Below are 19,825 nucleotides of genomic sequence, written 5' to 3'. Positions count from 1 at the left end.
CCCCGACGGGGTGGTCCCGCTATTCGGCGGAGGCCGTCAGGTCGCCGCGACGCGGAGCCGCGAAGCGGTCGAGGGCCGCGCGGTTCATGCCGGTGAGCGCGTCGACCTCGGCGGTGTCGAGGGCGCCGCAGTCGATACCGCGCAGCAGGTAGGAGCTGAGGGCCTTGGCGGTCGCCGGCTCGTCCATCACGTCGCCGCCCGCGTGGTTGGCGTACGCGGAGAGGCGTTTGGCGGCGGCCTCGAAGCCCTCCCGGTAGAAGGCGAAGACGGCGGCGTAGCGGGTGGGGATGTGGCCCGGGTGCATGTCCCAGCCCTGGTAGTAGGCGCGGGCGAGCGCACGGCGGGTGAGGCCGTAGTGGAGGCGCCAGGCCTCGTGCACGTGCTCGGTGGAGCCGACCGGGAGGACGTTGGTGGAGCCGTCGGAGACCCGTACGCCCGTGCCGGCCGCGGCGACCTGCATGATCGCCTTGGCGTGGTCGGCGGCCGGGTGGTCGCTGGCCTGGTAGGCGGCGGAGACGCCGAGGCAGGCGCTGTAGTCGAAGGTGCCGTAGTGCAGTCCGGTGGCGCGGCCCTCGGCGGCGCCGATCATGCGGGCGACGGCGGCGGTGCCGTCGGTGGCGAGGATGGACTGGCTGGTCTCGATCTGGATCTCGAAGCCGAGGCGGCCGGCGTCGAGGCCGTGGGCCTTCTCGAAGGCCTCCAGGAGGCGGGCGAAGGCGGACACCTGCTCGGGGTAGGTGACCTTGGGGAGGGTGAGGACGAGCCCGTCGGGCAGGCCGCCGTTCTCCAGGAGGCCGGTGAGGAAGACGTCGGTGGTGCGGATGCCCCGGTCGCGGACCGCGGACTCCATGCACTTCATCCGGATGCCCATGTACGGAGCGGCCGTGCCGTCGCGGTACGCCTCCGAGATCAGCCGGGCGGCGCGGGCGGCGTCCTGGTCCTCGTCGGCGCCGGCGTAGCCGTCCTCGAAGTCGACCCGGAGGTCCTCGATCGGCTCGCGCTCCAGCTTGGCGCGTACGCGGCCGTAGACGTCCTCGGCGAGGGCGTCGGAGAGGCCGAGCACGGCGGCGAACGAGGCGGCGTCCGGGGCGTGCTCGTCGAGGGCGGCGAGGGCCTGGTCACCCCACGAGCGGATGGTGCCGGCGTCGAAGACGTTGCCGGGGACGTAGACGGTGTGGACGGGCTGGCGGGTGCCGGGGTCTCCCGGGTACCGGCGGTCGAGCTCGGCGTCCACCGCGGCGAGGGAGGCGCTGATGCCCTCGCTGACCGCGCCCGCGAGGCTCGTCGACACCTTCTCCTGCTGACCCATCCCACATCCTCCAATTTTCCGCTTCACGGAATCAACAATCCGTATGGCGAAGTTAGTAGTCCGTCGGGACCTGCGTCAATGGCTGTCCGAAACGGCCGGGGGCCGCGTGGTGATCATCACCACGCGGCCCCCGGACCGTACAGACGCGCAGGTCACGCCCGCGCGGCGAGATCAGCCCTTGCGGGACTTGACCTCTTCGGTCAGCTGCGGGACGACGTCGAAGAGGTCGCCCACCACGCCGTAGTCGACCAGGTCGAAGATCGGCGCCTCGGCGTCCTTGTTGATCGCGACGATCGTCTTCGAGGTCTGCATGCCCGCGCGGTGCTGGATCGCGCCGGAGATGCCGGAGGCGATGTACAGCTGCGGCGAGACCGACTTGCCGGTCTGGCCGACCTGGTTGGAGTGCGGGTACCAGCCGGCGTCGACGGCGGCGCGCGAGGCGCCGACGGCGGCACCGAGCGAGTCGGCGAGCGCCTCGATGATGCCGAAGTTCTCGGCACCGTTGACGCCGCGGCCACCGGAGACCACGATCGCGGCCTCGGTGAGCTCCGGGCGGCCGGTCGACTCGCGCGGGGTGCGGCCGGTGACCTTGGTGCCGGTGGCCAGCGCGCCGAAGGTGACCGCGAGGGCCTCGACGGCACCGGCGGCCGGGGCGGCCTCGACCGGGGCCGAGTTCGGCTTGACGGTGATGACCGGGGTGCCCTTGGAGACACGGGACTTGGTGGAGAAGGAGGCGGCGAACGCGGACTGCGTCGCGACCGGGCCCTCGTCACCGGCCTCCAGGTCCACGGCGTCGGTGATGATGCCGGAGCCGATGCGGACCGCGAGGCGGGCCGCGATCTCCTTGCCCTCGGCGGAGGAGGGGACGAGCACGGCGGCCGGCGAGACAGCCTCGTAGGCGGCCTGGAGGGCGTCGACCTTCGGGACGACCAGGTACTCGGTGAACTCGGGGGCGTCGGCCGTGAGGACCTTCACCGCGCCGTGCTCGGCGAGGGCGGCCGCGGTGTCGGCGGCGCCGTTGCCCAGCGCGACGGCGACCGGGTTGCCGATGCGGCGGGCGAGGGTCAGCAGCTCCAGGGTGGGCTTGCGGACGGCTCCGTCGACGTGGTCGACGTAGACGAGAATCTCAGCCATGGGACTTCAATCTCCTGCGAACGAAAGGGGCGGTCTGAGCGGCTCGCGCGAGCCTTAGATGAACTTCTGGCCCGCGAGGAACTCGGCGAGCTGCTTGCCGCCCTCGCCCTCGTCCTTGACGATCGTGCCGGCGGTGCGCGCCGGACGCTCGGCGGCGGAGTCGACCGCGGTCCACGCGCCGGCGAGGCCGACCTCGTCCGCGTCGATGTCCAGGTCGTCCAGCTCCAGGGACTCCACCGGCTTCTTCTTGGCGGCCATGATGCCCTTGAAGGACGGGTAGCGCGCCTCGCCGGACTGGTCGGTCACGGAGACGACGGCCGGCAGGGAGGCCTCGAGCTGCTCGGAGGCGGTGTCGCCGTCACGGCGGCCCTTGACGACGCCGTCCTCGATGGAGACCTCGGAGAGCAGCGTGACCTGCGGGACGCCCAGGCGCTCGGCGAGGATCGCCGGGAGGACACCCATGGTGCCGTCGGTGGAGGCCATACCGGCGATGACGACGTCGTAGCCGGTCTTCTCGATCGCCTTGGCGAGCACCAGCGAGGTACCCATGACGTCGGTGCCGTGCAGGTCGTCGTCCTCGACGTGGACGGCCTTGTCGGCGCCCATGGAGAGCGCCTTGCGCAGCGCGTCCTTGGCGTCCTCGGGGCCGACCGTCAGCACGGTGACCTCGGCGTCGTCCGCCTCTTCGGCGATCTGCAGTGCCTGCTCGACGGCGTACTCGTCGAGCTCCGACAGCAGGCCGTCGACGTCGTCGCGGTCGACCGTCAGGTCGTCCGCGAACTTGCGGTCTCCGGTCGCGTCGGGCACGTACTTCACACAGACAACGATCCTCAAGCTCACGCCGGCTCTCCTACTGCATCGTCATAACTGGGCTGCCTTGTTGCTCGCAGCATAGGCGCCTGAAGGGCGGGTTTCCGGTCGGGGCGCCGGACGCCCCGACCGAAATATTACTCGCCAGTACACCCAGTCCGTTACCAGTAAGCAAGCGCTCAGCGGTGTGATCTGCCCAACGCGCGGAGAGCGGCGCGCCCGGGAACTCTCAGTCGCGCAGCGCGTTGAAGCGGCCGTGGTGGTAGAGGAGCGGCCGGCCCGCCCCGTCCGGATCCCCGGCGACGGCCTGCGCGATCACGATCCGGTGGTCCCCGGCGGGCACCCGGGCGACCACGCGGCAGACCAGCCAGGCGAGCACGCCGTCGAGTACGGGCACCCCCTCGGGTCCGACGCTCCAGCGGGTCCCCTCGCCGAAGCGGTCGGCCCCGCTGCGGGCGAAGGTGGCGGCGAGCTCCTGCTGGTGTTCGCCGAGTATGTGGACGCCGATGTGCTCGGCCTCGGCGAGCACGGGCCAGCTGGAGGACGTCGTGCCCACTCCGAAGGAGAGGAGCGGGGGTTCGGCGGCGACGGAGTTGAGCGAGGTCGCGGTGAAGCCGACGGGACGCTCCCCGTGCGCGGTGACGACCGCGACGCCGGCCGCGTGCCGGCGGAAGACGGAGCGGAGCAGATCCGGGGAGGCCTGGCGGGGTGCGCCGATGGTGGGAACGGTGCCGGGTCGGAGGTCGGGCGTGACCGTCATGGAGTTGTCCTTCTGCGAGGGCGGCATGAGAGAGGTCCGGGGGTGCTCAGACGCCCGGACAGCGCGCGCTCGCGTTGCGGGCCAGGTCCACATGGGTCCGGCCGTAGAGAAGGAGTTCTTGGGGCACCCCGTCAGAGTGGCGATCGTTGCCGCGTGCAGTCAAGTGCGTACCGGGATGTGGGAGAAGTGTCACCGCGTCAGACCGCCCGCCCCAGGGCGGCGATGACGTCCGCCCTCCGGGGCTGTCCGGCGGCCCGGCGGACGACCCGGCCGGTCCGGTCGAGGACGAGGACGGTGGGGGTCCTGGCGATGCCGAGGGCGCGCACGAGATCGAGCCGTTCCTCCGCGTCGATCTCCACGTGCCCGACGCCCGGGACCATCGCGGCGACTTCGGCGAGGGTGCGCCGGGTGGCCCGGCAGGGCTGGCAGAAGGCGGTGGAGAACTGGACGAGGGTGGCGCGCTCCCCCAGTTCGGCACCGAGCGCCTCGGGTCCCAGCGTGTCGGGTCCCGGGATGTCGGGCTCCCTCGTGCCGGGTCCCGGCGCCTCGGCTCCCCTCATGTCCGGTCCCAGCTCCTCGGGACCCGTCGCGTCACCCGGCGCCTCGAGCCCCCTCGCGTCCGGTCCCCGCGTGTCGGCTCCGGGATTCCCGGGATCGTCCGTCACCCCTGCGCCCCTTCCTGTCGGCCTCTCACCTGGTGCAGCGTCGCACGGGAGAGTTCAATTCCCGCCACGACCACCGCGAGTGACGAGAATCTCCCTGTACGAAGCCGCCTGGACTGGTCACGGCGGCCCACATGGGGCACGATCTGCCCAAAGCCGAAAACCTACGGCTGCGTAACTTCGCCGGGAGAACCCTCCCCAGGCACAGAAGAAGGGTTCCTCTCCGATGGCAGAACTCGTGTATCGGCCGGTGGTCGGCGCCGCTCTGACCCTGTTCAAGGCGCTCGACCTGAAGATCGACACACAGGGTTCGGAGCACATCCCGCGCACGGGTGGCGCGGTGCTCGTCTCCAACCACATCAGCTATCTGGACTTCATCTTCACGGGCCTGGCGGCGCTTCCGCAGAAGCGTCTCGTGCGGTTCATGGCGAAGGACTCGGTCTTCCGGCACAAGGTCTCGGGGCCGCTGATGCGCGGCATGAAGCACATCCCGGTGGACCGCTCGGCGGGCGAGCACGCCTACAAGCACGCGCTGGAGTCGCTGCGGGCGGGCGAGATCATCGGCGTCTTCCCCGAGGCGACCATCTCCCAGTCGTTCACCCTCAAGGCCTTCAAGACGGGTGCGGCACGGCTCGCCCAGGAGGCCGGGGTCCCGCTGATCCCGATGGCGCTCTGGGGCACGCAGCGCGTCTGGACCAAGGGCCGCCCCCGCAACTTCAAGCGCAGCCACATCCCGGTGACGATCCGCGTCGGCGAGCCCATGGAGGCTCCCGCCGACCAGTACGCGGGCGCCATCACCCGACGGCTCCGCGGGCGCGTCCAGGAGCTCCTGGAGGCCGCGCAGCGCGCCTACCCGGTGCGCCCCAAGGACGCGAACGACACCTGGTGGGTGCCCGCGCACCTCGGGGGTACGGCTCCGACGCCGGCCGAGGTCAAGGACGCCGGCTGACGGCGGGACGCCGCTGGACGGCGCCCCGCTGAATCGTCACTCCGGGTCGCGGACCGTGATCCGGGCCCCGGGGCTGAGCTTCTCCAGGGACTCCGCCAGTTCGGTGCCCGCCGCGAGCAGCTCGTCCCGGGTCATCGGGGCGAGCGATTCGAGCAGGAAGAACGCGTCGACGGTGTCGTCGTCGATCCGGGTACGAGGGCCCTGGCGCCAGTTCCAGCGGCGGCAGGTCACGCCCTCCTCGTCGCACCAGACGACCTCCCCGGCCTCCGGGTGCTCCACCGTCTCCGTGCCGCCCGCCAGGGTGAGGAAGGGCTCGTCGCCGGTGGCGCGCACCAGGCGCATCGCGCCGCTGATCCTGCCCAGGTCCTCACCGCCGACCGGGACGAGGTGGGCGACGCTCACCGCGTTGTAGGCGTCGACGAGCCGGTTGATGCGGGGCAGGCCGCCGTCCGCGAGCGCCCGCCTGGCGAGTGCCTCCGCGGAGTTGCGGGTGCGGGAGGGCTTGGCGCCGAACGCGGTGTACGCGGCGCGCCAGGCGGCGATGTGCGGGTCCTGGTCCGGGGTCCGGCCGTCGAGCCGCTCGGCGAGCCGGCGCGCGGCGTCGTCGAGGAGTGCGGAACTGGCCTCGTCGCTGGGTCCGTTGACCAGGCCGTGGGCCTCGATCACCAGAGCGGTGAAGCCGGGTACGAGGGTGCGCACCTCGTCGGAGACGGTGAGCGTGAGGGTCATGGTCCGCCGTTCGCTGGTGTCCGGGGTCAGAGCTCCGTGGGGAGCGTCCGCCAGAGGTGGGGCCGGTCGGGCGCGGCGCGCAGCGCGTCCAGAACAGCCGCATGCGGTTCAGTGTAGAGCACTGGATAATCCACTTCATTGCACTCTGGTCGCACGGTCCAGGCCAGGCGCTCCCCTTCCAGGGAGAACTGGGCGTCGACTCCGGGCTTGTTCCCGCGTACGTCCTGGCGGGCCCAGGTCCGCTCACCGGGCAGCAGCACGGCGACGAGGCCGTGGAGCACCGGACGGGAACCGTCGTCTTCGGCGAGCCGCTGGTAGCACAGGGCCGCCGGGATGCCCCGGGCCCGCAGGAGCGCGGCGTACGCGATCGACTTGGCGTAGCAGATGCCGGTGCGCTGCTCCAGGACGTCGGAGGCGCGCCAGGTGACGCGGGGGTCGTCGGCGTCGGCGGAGTGCGGGACGGTGTCGCGCACATGGCGATAGGCCGCTTCGGCGTATGCGTATGCGCCGGGGTGCTCGGCGGCGAGGCTGCGCACGACCTCCCGGACCACCGGGTGTTCGTGGTCGACGGCCTCGCTCGCGGCCAGATAGGCCGAGATGTCGGGGTTCTGCTGGATGAGCTCCCTGGGTTCCATGCGCGTGGAGCGTACGGAAACGACCGGACGGAAGTCAATGACTTTCCGCCCGGCCGTATAGTCATGCAGCGAGAGCTAGCGTGCCAGCTCTTCCTTCAGGGCCTGGAGGAAGGCGTCCACGTCGTCCTCCGTGGTGTCGAAGGCGCACATCCAGCGCACGTCGCCCGCCGACTCGTCCCAGAAGTAGAAGCGGAACCGCTCCTGGAGCCGCCGGGTGACCTCGTGCGGCAGGCGGGCGAAGACCGCGTTGGCCTGCACCGGGTAGAGGATCTCCACCCCGTCGAGCTCCCGCACCCCGGCCGCGAGGCGCTGGGCCATCGCGTTGGCGTGGCGGGCGTTGCGGAGCCACAGGTCCTTCGCGAGAAGGGCCTCCAGCTGCACCGACACGAAGCGCATCTTCGACGCGAGCTGCATGGACAGCTTGCGCAGGTGCTTCATGTGGCTGACCGCGTCGGGGTTGAGGACGACGACCGCCTCACCGAAGAGCATGCCGTTCTTCGTGCCGCCGTACGAGATGACGTCGACGCCCACGGCGTTGGTGAACGCGCGCATCGGCACGTCGAGCGAGGCGGCGGCGTTGGCTATCCGCGCCCCGTCGAGGTGCACCTTCATGCCCTTGGCGTGGGAGTGCTCGACGATCGCGCGGATCTCGTCCACCGTGTAGACGGTGCCCAGCTCGGTGTTCTGGGTGATCGAGACGACCTGCGGCATCGCCCGGTGCTCGTCCTCCCAGCCCCAGGCCTGCCGGTCGATCAGCTCGGGGGTGAGCTTGCCGTCCGGGGTCGGCACGGTGAGCAGCTTGAGGCCGCCCATGCGCTCCGGCGCCCCGCCCTCGTCCACGTTGATGTGCGCGGACTCGGCGCAGACGACGGCGCCCCAGCGGTCGGTGAGCGCCTGGAGGGCGGTCACGTTCGCGCCGGTCCCGTTGAAGACCGGGAAGGCCTCGGCGGTGGGGCCGAAGTGGCCGTGCATGATCCGCTGGAGGTGCTCGGTGTACTGGTCCTCGCCGTAGGCGACCTGGTGGCCGTCGTTGGCGAGGGCGAGGGCCGCGAGGACCTCGGGGTGGGCGCCGGCGTAGTTGTCGCTGGCGAAGCCCCGGACCGACGGGTCGTGGTGACGACGTGCGTCGGTCCTGGGGCCGAGGGCCGCGGTCACGGCTTGGGGGTCAGCCACAGACGCTGTCCATTCACTTCCTGGGCGGGCTTGTCCCAGAGCCCGGCGATCTCGTCGGCCAGCTCCTTGACGTCGGTGAAGCCCGCGAACTTCGCGTTGGGGCGTTCGGCGCGCATGGCGTCGTGCACCAATGCCTTGATCACCAGGATCGCAGCCGCCGCCTGCGGACCGTCGTCGCCCCCCAGCTTGCGGAACGAGTCGGCCATGGCGAGGGTCCAGGCCTCGGCGGCCGCCTTGCCGGCGTTGTACGCGGCGTTGCCGGCGAGCGGCTTGTGCGCGCCGACCTGGCTGATCAGGGCGTAGCGGCCGCGGCCGCCGGCCCGCAGGAGCCCGTCGTGGAAGGCGAGCGAGGTGTGCTGGACCGTGCGGATGAGGAGCTTCTCCAGGAAGTCCCAGTCCGCGATGTCGGTCTCCGTGAAGGAGGAGCTGCCGCGCCAGCCGCCGACGAGGTGGACCAGGCCGTCGATCCGGCCGAACTCCTTCTCGGTCTTCGCGGCCCAGTCGCGCGTGGCGTCCAGGTCGAGCAGGTCGACGGTGTCACCGACGACCTTGGCTCCGCCGTGGGCGTAGCGGGCGGCGTCGACGGCCTCGGCGAGGCGCGCCGGGTCCGCGTCGGCGCCGACGACGGTCGCGCCCGCTTCGGCGAGGCGCATCAGGGTCGCGCGACCGGCCGGGCCGGCCGCACCGGCGACCGCGATGACGGCGCCGTCGAGCGGCCCGCCGTTTCCGTTGGCGGTCATGGGCGACGCCTCCTCCGTGTCATCGGTACGAGCGCTCACGCGGCAGCCCGCTCGGCCGGCTCGGTCCGCGAGACGTCGGCGGCGGTGATCCCCTTGGTGTCGGCGATCACGCCCTTCAGCTTCTTGGCGAGGGCCTCAAAGAACATGCTGAGCGGAAACTCGTCCGGAAGCACGTCGTCGACGAGCTTGCGGGGCGGGAGGGAGAGGTCGAGCGCGTCGGGGCCCTTGGCCCACTTCGAGCCCGGGTGCGGCGCGAGGTAGGTGGAGACGAGCTCGTACGCCTTGAACCAGTGGACGAGCTTGGGGCGGTCGATGCCGTCGCGGTAGAGCTTCTCGATGTCGGCGCAGAGCTGGTTGGTGACCTCGGGGGCCCGCTGCCAGTCGATCTTGAGGGTGTTGTCCGTCCAGCGCACCACGTCGTTCTTGTGGAGGTACGCGAAGAGGAGCTGGCCGCCGAGACCGTCGTAGTTGCGGTTGCGGTCGCCGGAGAGCGGGAAGCGGAACATCCGGTCGAAGAGGACCGCGTACTGCACGTCGCGGCCGTGGGTGTTGCCCTCGGCCTCCAGCTTCACGGCCTCCTTGAAGGCGGTGAGGTCGCAGCGGAGCTCCTCGAGGCCGTACATCCAGAACGGCTGGCGCTGCTTGATCATGAAGGGGTCGAACGGCAGGTCGCCGTGGCTGTGGGTGCGGTCGTGGACCATGTCCCAGAGCACGAAGGCCTTCTCGCAGCGCTCCTGGTCGTCGATCATCGCGGCGATGTCGGCGGGCAGCTGGATGCCGAGGGTATCGACGGCGGCCTCGGTGACCTTGCGGAAGCGGGCGGCCTCGCGGTCGCAGAAGATCCCGCCCCAGGTGAAGCGCTCGGGGGCCTCGCGGACGGCGATGGTCTCCGGGAAGAGGACGGCCGAGTTGGTGTCGTAACCGGCGGTGAAGTCCTCGAAGGTGATCCCGCAGAACAGCGGGTTGTCGTAGCGGGTGCGCTCGAGCTCGGCGAGCCACTCCGGCCACACCATGCGGAGGACGACGGCCTCGAGGTTGCGGTCGGGGTTGCCGTTCTGCGTGTACATGGGGAACAGCACGAGGTGCTGGAGCCCGTCCACGCGGTCGGCGGCCGGCTGGAAGGCGAGCAGCGAGTCCAGGAAGTCCGGGACGGCGAAGCCGCTGCCAGCCCACTTGCGCAGGTCGGAGACGAGGGCGCGGTGGTAGGCGGCGTCGTGCGGGACGAGCGGGGAGAGCTGCTCGACCGCGGCGATCACCCGGTCGAGGGTCAGGCCGGCCAGGGCCTTGCCGGGCGCGTCCTCGCGCTCGAAGTCGATGGAGCCGTCCGCGCTCTGCCAGGTGCGGATCTCCTCCACGACGCTCTTGAGCTCGGGCCAGGCGGGGTGGTCGATCACCCGGGCGGCGAGGGATATCTCCCCACCGGTCACGTCCTGCACAAGAATTTCCGTCATGCCTCTTCCTCCACAGGAGAACCTCGCGTGCAGCCACCGTAACCGTGGACGGTTCTCGGCCACAAGAGGGGGCAAGGGAAATTATCCTGCGGGACCCCCCTGATCGCAGAAGTTTTTCCTGTCAGCCAGGGGGGAAGCCACCCTTCCGTCGTGTTTGTCAGCTCAGCGGCTTCACCAGGAGCTCGAACTCCAGGTCGTCGCGCTGCGGCAGACCGAAGCGCTCGTCGCCGTACGGGAAGGGGGTCATCCGGCCGGTGCGCCGGTAGCCGCGGCGCTCGTACCAGGCGATGAGCTCCTCCCGTACGGAGATCACCGTCATGTGCATCTCGCGGGCGTCCCAGAGCTCGCGCACCCGGCGCTCGGCCTCGGCGATGATCTGCTTGCCCAGACCCGCGCCCTGAAGCTCGGGGCGGACCGCGAACATCCCGAAGTAGGCCGCCTCGCCGCGGTGCTCCAGCTGGCAGCAGGCGACGATCGCGCCGGCGCGCTCGACGACCAGGAGTCGGCTGTCCGGCGTGGTGATCACGGCGGCGACGCCCTCGGGGTCGGTGCGCTGCCCCTGGAGGATGTCCGCCTCGGTGGTCCAGCCGCCCCGGCTGGCGTCGCCCCGGTAGGCCGACTCGACGAGCGGGACGAGGGCCGGGACGTCGTCCAGGACCGCCTCGCGGTAGCTGATCCGGCCGGTCTCGTGCGACGTGGCGGTGTCCATGTGAACGGGGCTCCCCTCGGGTGCTGACGATCGCCGTACGCGATCGTCCCGAGCCTAACGCCCGCACCTTTCACTCCCCCTCGTACGCCTGTGCGCACCCGTGCGCCCGCGTGTGCCCGGCCGGCCGCGGGCATCCTCCGGGGAGGGGACGGCGTCGAGGGGGAGGTGGGCCGTGCACGGACCGGCCCTGTCCGGGTGGCTGATGGTCGTGCTCTGCGCGGTGACCGGCGTGTACTGCCTGCTGCGGATGCGCGCGTCCGCCGGGGAGGAGCGGCGGGCGGCCGGCGGCGAGGCGGTGATGGGCTTCGGCATGGCCACGATGGCGCTCCCCTCGGCGGCGCTCACCCCGCCGGAGTGGAGCTGGGCGGTGTACGCGGCGGTGTTCGGGGGCGCGGCGCTGCACGGTCTCGCGGCGGTCCGGCACGGCGGACACCATCTGCACCACTTCGTCGGCTCGCTCGCCATGGTCTACATGGCGGTGTCGATGGCGGCCCCCGGCGCGGGGGCGCACACGGGGCACACGGCCGTCGCGGCGGGCGGCGTACCCGTCCTCACGGGCGGACTGCTCCTCTACTACATGGTGTACGTGCTGCACGCGGGGGCCGGACTCGTGCCCGTCGCGATGCCGGCGACGGCGGGCGGGCCCGGTCCGGGCCGCGGTCCGCGGCCGGCCTGGGCCGCCCGCCCGGAACTGGCGCTCGCCTGCCGGCTGTCGATGGCGCTCGCGATGCTGGCCATGCTGGTCACCCTGTGAGTCCGACCCTGCGCGCGGGCGGGCTTCCCTGCGCGGGCGGCCCAACCAAACCGTGGCGTACGTCACTTGCTACTCCGGGGCATACCCCCGACCAGTACCGCGCTCATAGGCTGGCGCCATGTGGGTCTCCCTCGCGCTGTTCCTGCTCGGAGTTCTGACCGCCCTCGCGGCCCCCCGGCTGCTGTCGCGGGCGGACTGGGTCGAGCGAGAACCCGTGGTGGCCCTCTGGGTGTGGCAGTGCGTGATCGCCGCCGTGCTGCTGAGCTTCGCGCTCTCCATGACGTTCAGCGCGTCGACCGCCTGGCAGGCCGTACGGGGGCAGATCTTCGCGCCCGCGCCGCGCGCGGTGATCGACGCGTACGAACTGGGCACGACCGGTCCCTGGTCGGCGGTGCTCGCGGTGGCGCTGGCCGCCGGCGGCGTGTGGTCCGGGGCGATGCTGGGCCGGGAGTTCAGCCAGGCCAGGTCACGCCGCAGGCAGCGCCGCTGCGACCTCCTCGTCCGCGCCCCCCTGCTCCCCGGCGAGCAGCCGGGCGGCGAGCGCCTGGTGGTCCTGGAGGGCGAGCGGGCGAACGCCTGGTGGCTGGCGGGGAGCACGCCCCAGCTGGTCATCACCACGGCGGCGCTGCGCCGGTTGAAGGGCCGCCAGCTGGACGCCGTCCTCGCGCACGAGCAGGGTCACGCGCGGGCCCGGCACGACTGGCTGCTGCACTCCTCGGCGGCGCTGGCCGCGGGATTCCCGGGGATCCCGGTCTTCACGGCCTTCCGCGAGGAGATGCACCGGCTGGTGGAGCTGGCCGCCGACGATGTGGCCTCGCGCCGGTTCGGACGGCTCACGATCGCGCTCGCGCTGGTCGAACTGAACGAGGACCGGGGCGTGTTCGGGCCCGGTCAGGGACCGTACGGCGATCTGCCGCGCCGGGTGAACCGGCTGCTCACCGCGGCGCCCCGGCTGACCGCGGGCCGCCGGCTCCGGCTGACCGCGGCCGCCTCCCTGGTGCCGGTGGTCCCGGTACTGGTGGCCTTCGTCCCGGCGCTCAGCGCGCTGGGACAGGGGTGACGGCGGACTCGCCGGTCCGGTCGCGCGCGACGGCACGCGCGGAGGGCGGGAGGAACAGTGCGCCGCCGGTCGTCGGGCAGGATCGACCTATGCGTTCCTCCGCCGTGATCTCCGGACTTCTGGCCGCTCTCCTGCTCGTTCTCGTCGCCGTGGGATGGGCACCCCTGCTCTCCTTCGACCGGTCGGTGACCGAGGCGCTCCACCGCGACGCGGTGGCCGAGCCGGGACTCACGCAGGTGCACCGCTTCCTCAGCGACTGGGTGTGGGACCCCTGGACGATGCGCGCGCTGGCCGCCGCGACGGTGGTGCTGCTGTGGTGGCGGCGGGAGCGCCGGCTCGCCCTGTGGGTGGCCGGGACCAGCCTGCTGGCCGTGGCGCTCCAGCAGGGCCTCAAGACGCTGGTGGGCCGGGACCGGCCGCAGTGGACGGATCCGGTCGACTCGGCGCGCTTCGCCGCCTTCCCGTCCGGGCACGCGATGACGGCCATGGTCACCTGCGGGCTGCTGCTCTGGGTCCTCGCCCTGCGGTGGCGGGGCGAGTGGCGCGGCTGGGGCGCCCTCACGAGCCTGGCGGTCGTCTCCGTGCTCGGGGTGGGATGGACGCGGGTCTATCTGGGCGTCCACTGGCCCTCGGACGTGCTCGGCGGCTGGCTGCTCGGCTGGTGCTGCGTGGCCACCGCGATCCTGACGTACCGCCGGCGCGAGCGCCGTGCGCCGCGGGCCGGTCTCGCGGAACGCGACGGCGAGGGGAGCAGAATGGGAGAAGCAGGATGAAGCCGCCTGTTCTGGACGATCCCCCGTGTCGCCCAGAACAGACGGCGTCCCCGGCGGTCTGCCACGAGGGCAGCCCGACGGGATGCGCCGAGTATATTGGCCGGCAGCCAGTCAACGCAGGAGTCAAGCATGTCCCCGCGTAGCCCATCGGTCAATGAAGAGCTTCGCCGCAGGTCCCGGGAGCGCATTCTGCAAGCCACGGTGGAGCTCGTCGACACGCGCGGCTACGAGGCGACGACCCTCGGCGACATAGCCGAGCGGGCCGGTTCGGCGCGCGGACTGATCTCGTACTACTTCCCCGGCAAGCGGCAGCTGCTCCAGTCGGCGGTGCACCGGCTGATGCACCTCACCCTGGAGGAGGCGCTGGAGCGCGAGCCGCGCACGGAGGACGGCCGCGAGCGCATGGCCCGCGCGATCGACGCGATCCTGGGGCTCGCCGCGGCGCGGCCGACCCTGATGCGGACCCATATGGCGGGGATCCTGCAGGCCGAGGGCTTCGTGCAGTGCCCGGAGCAGCAGCGCCTCGCGTTCCTGCTGCGGGACACGGTGACGCGGTACGGTTCCGAGGACGTGGACACGGATTATCCGATGCTGCGCGCCCTGCTGATGGGCGCGGTGGTGGCGGTGCTGCTGCCGGGGGCGCAGATGCCGCTGGCGCGGCTGCGGTCGGAGCTGTTCCACCGCTACGGCCTGGACTGGGAGGCGGGGACGCCGCCGGACGGGGGTCCGCCCGACGGCGCGCCGGTGGGCCGGGCCGTCAGCCGGCCGTCGTGAGCCGACGGCCGGCGGTCACGGCTCCGGTCAGTGGTCGAAGTCGAAGTAGTCCGGCTGGGTCTGGACGTTGAGCTCGTCCATCCGGATCCGCTTCGCGGGGTCGGTACGGCGGTCGGAGAGCTTCAGGACGTCGAAGCCCTTGGCGATGTCGTTGGAGTAGATGTAGCCGTTGTAGTAGTACGCGGACCACGAGCCGCCGGTGGCGATGGTGGTGGCGGACAGCGGGCCGCGCTCGAAGTAGGCGATCTCCTTGGGCTTGCGGGAGTCGGTGAAGTCCCAGACGGAGATGCCGCCCTGGTACCAGGCCTGGACCATGATGTCCTTGCCCTTGACCGGGATCAGCGAGCCGTTGTGGGCGACGCAGTTCTCGGTGTCGGCCTGGTGGCGCGGGATCTTGAAGTAGCTGCGGAAGACGAGCTTGCTCTTCTTGCCCTTGCCGACGATGTCGTAGATGCCGTCGGCACCGCGGTTCGGGCCGACCTCGGCGTTGCAGGTGGCCGCGCCGCCGCCGCCGAGCTCGTCGGTGAAGACGACCTTGTCGGCCTTCTGGTTGAAGGTCGCGGAGTGCCAGAACGCGAAGTTGACGTTGTCCTGGACTCGGTCGATCACCCGCGGGTGCTCCGGGTCCTCGATGTCGAAGAGGATGCCGTCACCCATGCACGCGCCGGCCGCGAGGTCCTTCTCGGGGAGCACGGTGATGTCGTGGCAGCCCGTGGTCTTGGAGACGCCCGGGTTGGTCGGGCCACCGGGGTTGCCGCCGCCGTCCGGGCCCTCGCCCGGGAAGAGGACGGGGAAGCCGACGAGCGCGGCCTTCTCGGGGGCCTTGCGGGGCACCTTGATGACCGAGATGCCGTCGTGCGGGGGCTGGCAGTCCGGGAAGGCGGCGTTGGGCGAGTACGACGAGACGTAGATGTAGACGTCCCGCTTCTTGGGAACCAGCGTGTTGGTGTGCGAGCCGCACGCGGTCTCGACGGCGGCGACGTACCGGGGGTTCCGGACATCGCTGATGTCGAAGATCTTCATGCCCTCCCAGGATTCCTTGACCGAGGCGGGCTGCGTCGTGCTGGCGCAGGAGTTGTCGCTCCGGGAGGAGTCCGTCGAGAGGAACAGCAGGTCCCCGGAGACGGAGATGTCGTTCTGGGAGCCCGGGCAGAGGACCTGGGCGACGGTCTTCGGGGACTTCGGGTTGCTGATGTCGAAGATCCGGAAACCGTCGTAGTTGCCGGCGAAGGCGTACCTGCCCTGGAAGGCGAGGTCCGAGTTGGTGCCCGGGAGGGCGTCCTTGGGGATGTTGGCAAGGTGCTCGATGTTCGAGCTGTGGACGATCTCGTCCACGCCGGGTATCTCACCGCTCTGTATCGCGGCACGCGCCTCGGCCGCCTGCGCCGAGGAGACCTTGCCCTGGGCGGGCGCGTCTCCCGGGTCGGGGGTCGCGGTGGCGGGGCCCGCCATGAGCATCGTGGCCATCAGTCCGGCCGCGGCGGAAGCCACGCCAAGGCGTCTGAGCCTGGCACGCGGGTCGCGCGTGATGGACGTGGTACGCGGGGTACGCAACGAAGTCACTCCGTCCTCCCTGGTATCCGTTCAGCCTTGAACGGGTGTTGGACCCCGGCAGTATCTTCCTTGCCGTGCACATCTCAACAGATGGCAACACAGACGTAATGAAGGTTTTTGATCGGTAGCCCCGAGAAAAGTGCTAGGAACGGTCACTGTCCCCGCAAGAACATCTGGAGGTCGCGTTGTTGATCCGCCGTCAGCGTGCCGTCGTCGCCGTGGCCCTGTCCGCCGTCGCCGTACTCGCCCTGACCGCCTGCGAGTCGGGGCCCGCCAAGGGCGCACCGGAGGCGGCCGGGGGATCGGCGGGGACGGTGGTCGCGCCGGGCAAGCCCGGCGAAGCGGCCAGGCGGATATCCCCCGAGGAAGCCGCGAAGCTGCTTCCGGACCAGAGCCCGAACAGCGCCGACTTCAACTATGCGCAGATGATGATCGTGCACCACCGGCAGGCCCTCACCATGACCGCGCTGGCCCCGGAGCGGGCGGCCTCGGCTCAGGTGAAGGGGGTCGCCGAGCGGATCGCGGCGGCGCAGAAGCCGGAGATCGGCGCGATGGAAGGTTGGCTGAAAAACAACGGTGGCCCGCGCGAACAGGCGGGCCACGACCATCACTCGATGCCGGGCATGGCGAGCGAGGCGCAGCTGGAGCAGCTCAGGAACGCGAAGGGCAAGGCCTTCGACGCGCTGTTCCTTAAGCTGATGATCACGCACCACGAGGGAGCGGTGACGATGGCCGCCGAGGTGCTGAGCGAGGGCAACAACGTCCTCGTGGAGGAGATGGCGAACGACGTGATCGCCCAGCAGTCGGCGGAGATCGGGAGGATGCGGTCCCTGTAGCCCGAGGTGCGGCCCAGGAGCCCGAAGTGGGACCCAGGAGCCCGAGGTGCGGCACCGGAGCCCGAGGTGCGGCCCAGGGAGCCCTAGGTGCGCCCAGGTCCGTCGGGGCTGATGCCGGTCGCCTCCTCCCCGTGGGGGCTGAGCGCCGAGTTCGTGGTCGCGCGGACGGCCCGGGCTCCGGGCGGGCCTCTCAGGCGGTCGGGGGCTCGGGCGTGTTCTCGCGTGCGGCCTCGGCGCCGGCCGCCGTCAGGACCGCGTCGAGCAGGCCGGGGAAGAGGGCTTCGAGGTCGTCCTCGCGCAGGGCGTTGAGCTTGGCCGTACCGCGGTACGTCTGCCGGATGACGCCGCCCTCGCGCAGCACCCGGAAGTGGTGCGTCGTCGTGGACTTGGTCACCGGGAGGTCGAAGTACGAGCAGCTCAGTTCGGCGCGCTCGCGCGCCATGTCCCGCACGATCCGCAGGCGTACCGGGTCGGCGAGCGCGTGCAGCACCGCCTCCAGTCGTATCTGGTCGCGCGTGGGGTGTTCGAGGGCGCGAGGGCTGGTGGCGGTCGTCATGGCGGCGGCTCCACTTCATCCGGGATACGGGCCATTGTACGAGAACCCTCGTAGTTTGACAGGTGCCGTACTACGATGGGTACCGTACTAGCGTCCTTCGAGGCATCCCGAAACGGAGTCCGTCATGAGCGTCGCCCTGTTCGAGCCCTACACCCTGCGGTCGCTGACCGTCCCCAACCGGGTGTGGATGGCGCCCATGTGCCAGTACTCGGCGGAGATGACCGGACCGAACGCCGGTGTCGCCACGGACTGGCACTTCGCCCACTACGCCTCCCGGGCCACCGGCGGGACCGGGCTGATCCTGGTCGAGGCGACCGCCGTGTCCGCCGAGGGCCGGATCAGCCCGGCGGACCTCGGCCTCTGGAACGACACGCAGACCGCGGCCCTCCGCCGCATCGCCGACTTCCTCAAGGACCACGGCACCGTGCCCGGCATCCAGATCGGGCACGCCGGGCGCAAGGCCTCGACCAAGCGCCCCTGGGAGGGCCGCGGGCCCGTCCCCGAGGGCGGTCCCGGCTGGCAGCCCGTGGGGCCGAGCCCCGTCGAGTTCGCCGACGGTCACCCGGTGCCGACCGAGCTCACCGTCGACGGGATCCGGGAGATCACCGCGCAGTTCGCGGACGCGGCCCGGCGCGCGCTCGACGCCGGCTTCCAGGTCGTCGAGGTGCACGGCGCCCACGGCTACCTGATCGGCGAGTTCCTCTCCCCGCACAGCAACCACCGCACCGACGCGTACGGCGGTTCCTTCGAGAACCGGACCCGGCTCGCCCTGGAGGTCGTCGACGCCGTCCGGTCCGTGTGGCCCGAGGACCTGCCCGTCTTCTTCCGCATCTCCGCCACCGACTGGCTGGAGGAGCAGGGCTGGACGGCCGACGAGACCGTACGGTTCGCCGCGCTCCTCCGCGAGCACGGCGTCGACCTCCTCGACGTCTCCAGCGGCGGCAACGGCGGACCGGCCCGCATCCCGGTCGGACCCGGCTACCAGGTTCCCTTCGCGGCCCGCGTCAAGGCCGAGACCGGGCTGCCGGTGGCCGCCGTCGGGCTGATCACCGAGGCCGACCAGGCGGAGAAGATCGTCGCCAACGGCGAGGCCGACGCGGTCCTGCTCGGCCGCGAGCTGCTGCGGGACGCCTCCTGGGCCCGCCGCGCCGCCCGCGACCTGGGCGCGACCACGCACGCGGCGCCGCCGCAGTACGCCTGGGCGATCTGAGGACCCCCGCGCCACGCCGTACGCCCGGAGCACGGGCGTACGGCGTGGCGCGGGGGCATCCGGGAGTGTCCGGGAGCCGTTGTCAGTGGCCGGGTGCAGACTGGCCCGTATCCGTGACAACGGCGTCCTGGAGGTTGGCAGCCATGCCCGACGTACTCCTCACCGTAGGCACCCGCAAGGGGCTCTTCATCGGCCGCAGGCACGAAGGCCGATGGGAGTTCGACGATCCGGCGTTCCCCGCGCAGGCGGTCTACTCGGTCGCCATCGACACCCGCGGGCCGACCCCGCGGCTGCTCGTGGGCGGGGACAGCTCCCACTGGGGGCCGTCCGTCTTCCACTCCGACGACCTCGGCAGGACCTGGACCGAACCGGCGCGGCCGGCCGTCAGGTTCCCCGAGGACACCGGCGCCTCCCTGGAGCGCGTCTGGCAGCTGCACCCGGCACCCGAGCACTCCCCCGGCGTCGTGTACGCGGGGACGGAGCCGGCCGCGCTCTTCCGGTCCGGGGACGGCGGGGAGTCCTTCGAGCTCGTCCGCCCGCTGTGGGAGCACCCGACCCGCTCCCAGTGGGTGCCGGGCGGGGGCGGCGAGGCCGTGCACACCGTGGTGACCGACCGGCGCGACCCGGCGGCCGTCACCGTCGCCGTGTCCACCGCCGGGGTGTTCCGCTCACAGGACGGCGGGGCCGCCTGGGAGCCCGCCAACAAGGGCGTGTCGGCGGTGTTCCTGCCGGACCCGAACCCGGTCTTCGGGCAGTGCGTCCACAAGATCGCCCAGGACGCGGGCGATCTCGACCGGCTCTACCTGCAGAACCACTGGGGCGTCTTCCGCAGCGACGACGCGGGCGCCAGCTGGACGGACATCGGCGCGGGCCTGCCGTCCGACTTCGGCTTCGCGGTCGCCGCGCACCCGCACCGCCCCGACACCGCCTATGTCTTCCCCATCACCGCGGACTCCGACCGGGTCCCGGCCGGCCGCCGGTGCCGGGTCTACCGGACGACCGACGCGGGAGCCACCTGGGAGCCGCTGAGCCGCGGCCTGCCCGAGGGCGACCACTACGGGACGGTGCTCCGGGACGCGCTGTGCACGGACGACGCGGACCCGGCGGGCGTGTACTTCGGCAACCGCAACGGCGAGGTGTACGCGAGCGCGGACGACGGCGACACCTGGAGCCTGCTCGCCGAGCACCTGCCGGACGTGCTGTGCGTACGGGCGGCCGCGATCTGAGGCGTGATTCCCGCGGGGGCC

Annotated in this window: 21 protein-coding genes; 8 read left to right on the top strand and 13 right to left on the bottom strand. The window is 71.6% G+C overall.

Annotated features, from left to right (window positions below; all coding sequences use genetic code 11):
- Positions 1–19: 19 nt before the first annotated feature.
- The 5 genes from AMK27_RS01335 to AMK27_RS01315 all read right to left on the bottom strand — a co-directional run bounded on the left by AMK27_RS01335 (position 20) and on the right by AMK27_RS01315 (position 4,573).
- A complete protein-coding gene (locus tag AMK27_RS01335; RefSeq protein ID WP_073902181.1) occupies positions 20–1,309 on the bottom strand; it encodes a DUF6986 family protein in 1,290 nt (429 codons plus the stop codon).
- Between the two features lie 171 nt (positions 1,310–1,480).
- Complete coding sequence (locus tag AMK27_RS01330) at positions 1,481–2,443, bottom strand: electron transfer flavoprotein subunit alpha/FixB family protein (protein ID WP_073902180.1); 963 nt, start codon at positions 2,441–2,443, stop codon at positions 1,481–1,483.
- 54 nt (positions 2,444–2,497) lie between these two features.
- On the bottom strand, positions 2,498–3,283 hold the full coding sequence (locus tag AMK27_RS01325; protein WP_073902179.1) for an electron transfer flavoprotein subunit beta/FixA family protein: 786 nt from the start codon (positions 3,281–3,283) through the stop codon (positions 2,498–2,500).
- A gap of 199 nt (positions 3,284–3,482) precedes the next feature.
- Positions 3,483–4,013: a flavin reductase family protein gene (locus AMK27_RS01320; protein WP_073903791.1), complete on the bottom strand. Its 531-nt coding sequence runs from the start codon at positions 4,011–4,013 to the stop codon at positions 3,483–3,485.
- Between the two features lie 197 nt (positions 4,014–4,210).
- Positions 4,211–4,573, bottom strand: coding sequence for a TlpA family protein disulfide reductase (locus AMK27_RS01315; RefSeq protein WP_241847264.1), 363 nt, complete (start codon positions 4,571–4,573; stop codon positions 4,211–4,213).
- A gap of 328 nt (positions 4,574–4,901) precedes the next feature.
- Between AMK27_RS01315 and AMK27_RS01310 the strand changes: the two genes are divergently transcribed.
- On the top strand, positions 4,902–5,624 hold the full coding sequence (locus AMK27_RS01310; protein ID WP_073902178.1) for a lysophospholipid acyltransferase family protein: 723 nt from the start codon (positions 4,902–4,904) through the stop codon (positions 5,622–5,624).
- Between the two features lie 36 nt (positions 5,625–5,660).
- Here the strand turns inward: AMK27_RS01310 and AMK27_RS01305 are convergent, their stop codons facing one another.
- From AMK27_RS01305 to AMK27_RS01280, 6 genes are all read right to left on the bottom strand, one after another.
- Complete coding sequence (locus AMK27_RS01305; RefSeq protein WP_073902177.1) at positions 5,661–6,353, bottom strand: B3/B4 domain-containing protein; 693 nt, start codon at positions 6,351–6,353, stop codon at positions 5,661–5,663.
- A gap of 26 nt (positions 6,354–6,379) precedes the next feature.
- Positions 6,380–6,988, bottom strand: coding sequence for a transglutaminase-like domain-containing protein (locus tag AMK27_RS01300; RefSeq protein ID WP_073902176.1), 609 nt, complete (start codon positions 6,986–6,988; stop codon positions 6,380–6,382).
- 75 nt (positions 6,989–7,063) lie between these two features.
- Complete coding sequence (locus tag AMK27_RS01295; protein ID WP_073902175.1) at positions 7,064–8,143, bottom strand: threonine aldolase family protein; 1,080 nt, start codon at positions 8,141–8,143, stop codon at positions 7,064–7,066.
- Complete coding sequence (locus AMK27_RS01290) at positions 8,140–8,901, bottom strand: SDR family oxidoreductase (protein WP_073902174.1); 762 nt, start codon at positions 8,899–8,901, stop codon at positions 8,140–8,142. Before AMK27_RS01290 ends, AMK27_RS01295 begins: the two co-directional genes overlap by 4 nt.
- A 35-nt stretch (positions 8,902–8,936) precedes the next feature.
- Complete coding sequence (locus AMK27_RS01285; protein ID WP_073902173.1) at positions 8,937–10,352, bottom strand: DUF6421 family protein; 1,416 nt, start codon at positions 10,350–10,352, stop codon at positions 8,937–8,939.
- 157 nt (positions 10,353–10,509) lie between these two features.
- Positions 10,510–11,061, bottom strand: coding sequence for a GNAT family N-acetyltransferase (locus AMK27_RS01280; protein WP_073902172.1), 552 nt, complete (start codon positions 11,059–11,061; stop codon positions 10,510–10,512).
- Between the two features lie 172 nt (positions 11,062–11,233).
- On the opposite strand from AMK27_RS01280, the gene AMK27_RS01275 reads away from it, so the two are divergent.
- The 4 genes from AMK27_RS01275 to AMK27_RS01260 all read left to right on the top strand — a co-directional run bounded on the left by AMK27_RS01275 (position 11,234) and on the right by AMK27_RS01260 (position 14,422).
- Positions 11,234–11,815 carry a DUF5134 domain-containing protein gene (locus tag AMK27_RS01275; protein WP_073902171.1) on the top strand — a complete coding sequence of 194 codons (582 nt, stop codon included), beginning with the start codon at positions 11,234–11,236 and terminating at the stop codon, positions 11,813–11,815.
- 118 nt (positions 11,816–11,933) lie between these two features.
- Complete coding sequence (locus tag AMK27_RS01270; RefSeq protein ID WP_073902170.1) at positions 11,934–12,875, top strand: M56 family metallopeptidase; 942 nt, start codon at positions 11,934–11,936, stop codon at positions 12,873–12,875.
- Between the two features lie 89 nt (positions 12,876–12,964).
- On the top strand, positions 12,965–13,648 hold the full coding sequence (locus tag AMK27_RS01265) for a phosphatase PAP2 family protein (protein ID WP_073902169.1): 684 nt from the start codon (positions 12,965–12,967) through the stop codon (positions 13,646–13,648).
- Between the two features lie 129 nt (positions 13,649–13,777).
- Positions 13,778–14,422, top strand: a complete 645-nt coding sequence (locus tag AMK27_RS01260) for a TetR/AcrR family transcriptional regulator (protein ID WP_073902168.1) — start codon at positions 13,778–13,780, stop codon at positions 14,420–14,422.
- A gap of 27 nt (positions 14,423–14,449) precedes the next feature.
- On the opposite strand, the gene AMK27_RS01255 is transcribed toward AMK27_RS01260, so the two are convergent.
- Entirely contained in the window at positions 14,450–15,889 is a 1,440-nt protein-coding gene (locus AMK27_RS01255) for an LVIVD repeat-containing protein (protein ID WP_198955805.1), read from the bottom strand.
- Positions 15,890–16,161: 272 nt separating this feature from the next.
- On the opposite strand from AMK27_RS01255, the gene AMK27_RS01250 reads away from it, so the two are divergent.
- Positions 16,162–16,812, top strand: a complete 651-nt coding sequence (locus AMK27_RS01250) for a DUF305 domain-containing protein (RefSeq protein WP_073902166.1) — start codon at positions 16,162–16,164, stop codon at positions 16,810–16,812.
- A gap of 190 nt (positions 16,813–17,002) precedes the next feature.
- Here AMK27_RS01250 and AMK27_RS01245 read toward each other — a convergent pair whose 3' ends face one another.
- Entirely contained in the window at positions 17,003–17,368 is a 366-nt protein-coding gene (locus AMK27_RS01245) for an ArsR/SmtB family transcription factor (protein ID WP_073902165.1), read from the bottom strand.
- A 124-nt stretch (positions 17,369–17,492) separates the two neighbouring features.
- Between AMK27_RS01245 and AMK27_RS01240 the strand changes: the two genes are divergently transcribed.
- Both AMK27_RS01240 and AMK27_RS01235 read left to right on the top strand, forming a co-directional pair.
- Positions 17,493–18,578 (top strand): NADH:flavin oxidoreductase/NADH oxidase, encoded by a 1,086-nt coding sequence (locus tag AMK27_RS01240; RefSeq protein ID WP_073902164.1) that lies wholly within the window; start codon positions 17,493–17,495, stop codon positions 18,576–18,578.
- Between the two features lie 143 nt (positions 18,579–18,721).
- Positions 18,722–19,804, top strand: coding sequence for a WD40/YVTN/BNR-like repeat-containing protein (locus AMK27_RS01235; protein WP_073902163.1), 1,083 nt, complete (start codon positions 18,722–18,724; stop codon positions 19,802–19,804).
- The last annotated feature ends 21 nt before the right edge of the window (positions 19,805–19,825 follow it).

Source organism: Streptomyces sp. CB02009, assembly GCF_001905825.1.
Lineage (GTDB): Bacteria > Actinomycetota > Actinomycetes > Streptomycetales > Streptomycetaceae > Streptomyces.
This window is presented reverse-complemented; position numbering and strand designations above follow the sequence as displayed.

What these genes read in the sequence shown, in the direction of transcription:
- AMK27_RS01245 (WP_073902165.1), bottom strand. Translation starts at nt 17,368, where the DNA reads ATGACGACCGCCACCAGCCCTCGCGCCCTCGAACACCCCACGCGCGAC.
- AMK27_RS01320 (WP_073903791.1), bottom strand. Translation starts at nt 4,013, where the DNA reads ATGACGGTCACGCCCGACCTCCGACCCGGCACCGTTCCCACCATCGGC.
- AMK27_RS01235 (WP_073902163.1), top strand. Translation starts at nt 18,722, where the DNA reads ATGCCCGACGTACTCCTCACCGTAGGCACCCGCAAGGGGCTCTTCATC.
- AMK27_RS01280 (WP_073902172.1), bottom strand. Translation starts at nt 11,061, where the DNA reads ATGGACACCGCCACGTCGCACGAGACCGGCCGGATCAGCTACCGCGAG.
- AMK27_RS01255 (WP_198955805.1), bottom strand. Translation starts at nt 15,889, where the DNA reads ATGGCCACGATGCTCATGGCGGGCCCCGCCACCGCGACCCCCGACCCG.
- AMK27_RS01260 (WP_073902168.1), top strand. Translation starts at nt 13,778, where the DNA reads ATGTCCCCGCGTAGCCCATCGGTCAATGAAGAGCTTCGCCGCAGGTCC.
- AMK27_RS01330 (WP_073902180.1), bottom strand. Translation starts at nt 2,443, where the DNA reads ATGGCTGAGATTCTCGTCTACGTCGACCACGTCGACGGAGCCGTCCGC.
- AMK27_RS01290 (WP_073902174.1), bottom strand. Translation starts at nt 8,901, where the DNA reads ATGACCGCCAACGGAAACGGCGGGCCGCTCGACGGCGCCGTCATCGCG.
- AMK27_RS01270 (WP_073902170.1), top strand. Translation starts at nt 11,934, where the DNA reads ATGTGGGTCTCCCTCGCGCTGTTCCTGCTCGGAGTTCTGACCGCCCTC.
- AMK27_RS01300 (WP_073902176.1), bottom strand. Translation starts at nt 6,988, where the DNA reads ATGGAACCCAGGGAGCTCATCCAGCAGAACCCCGACATCTCGGCCTAT.
- AMK27_RS01315 (WP_241847264.1), bottom strand. Translation starts at nt 4,573, where the DNA reads ATGAGGGGAGCCGAGGCGCCGGGACCCGGCACGAGGGAGCCCGACATC.
- AMK27_RS01285 (WP_073902173.1), bottom strand. Translation starts at nt 10,352, where the DNA reads ATGACGGAAATTCTTGTGCAGGACGTGACCGGTGGGGAGATATCCCTC.
- AMK27_RS01310 (WP_073902178.1), top strand. Translation starts at nt 4,902, where the DNA reads ATGGCAGAACTCGTGTATCGGCCGGTGGTCGGCGCCGCTCTGACCCTG.
- AMK27_RS01305 (WP_073902177.1), bottom strand. Translation starts at nt 6,353, where the DNA reads ATGACCCTCACGCTCACCGTCTCCGACGAGGTGCGCACCCTCGTACCC.
- AMK27_RS01335 (WP_073902181.1), bottom strand. Translation starts at nt 1,309, where the DNA reads ATGGGTCAGCAGGAGAAGGTGTCGACGAGCCTCGCGGGCGCGGTCAGC.
- AMK27_RS01265 (WP_073902169.1), top strand. Translation starts at nt 12,965, where the DNA reads ATGCGTTCCTCCGCCGTGATCTCCGGACTTCTGGCCGCTCTCCTGCTC.
- AMK27_RS01240 (WP_073902164.1), top strand. Translation starts at nt 17,493, where the DNA reads ATGAGCGTCGCCCTGTTCGAGCCCTACACCCTGCGGTCGCTGACCGTC.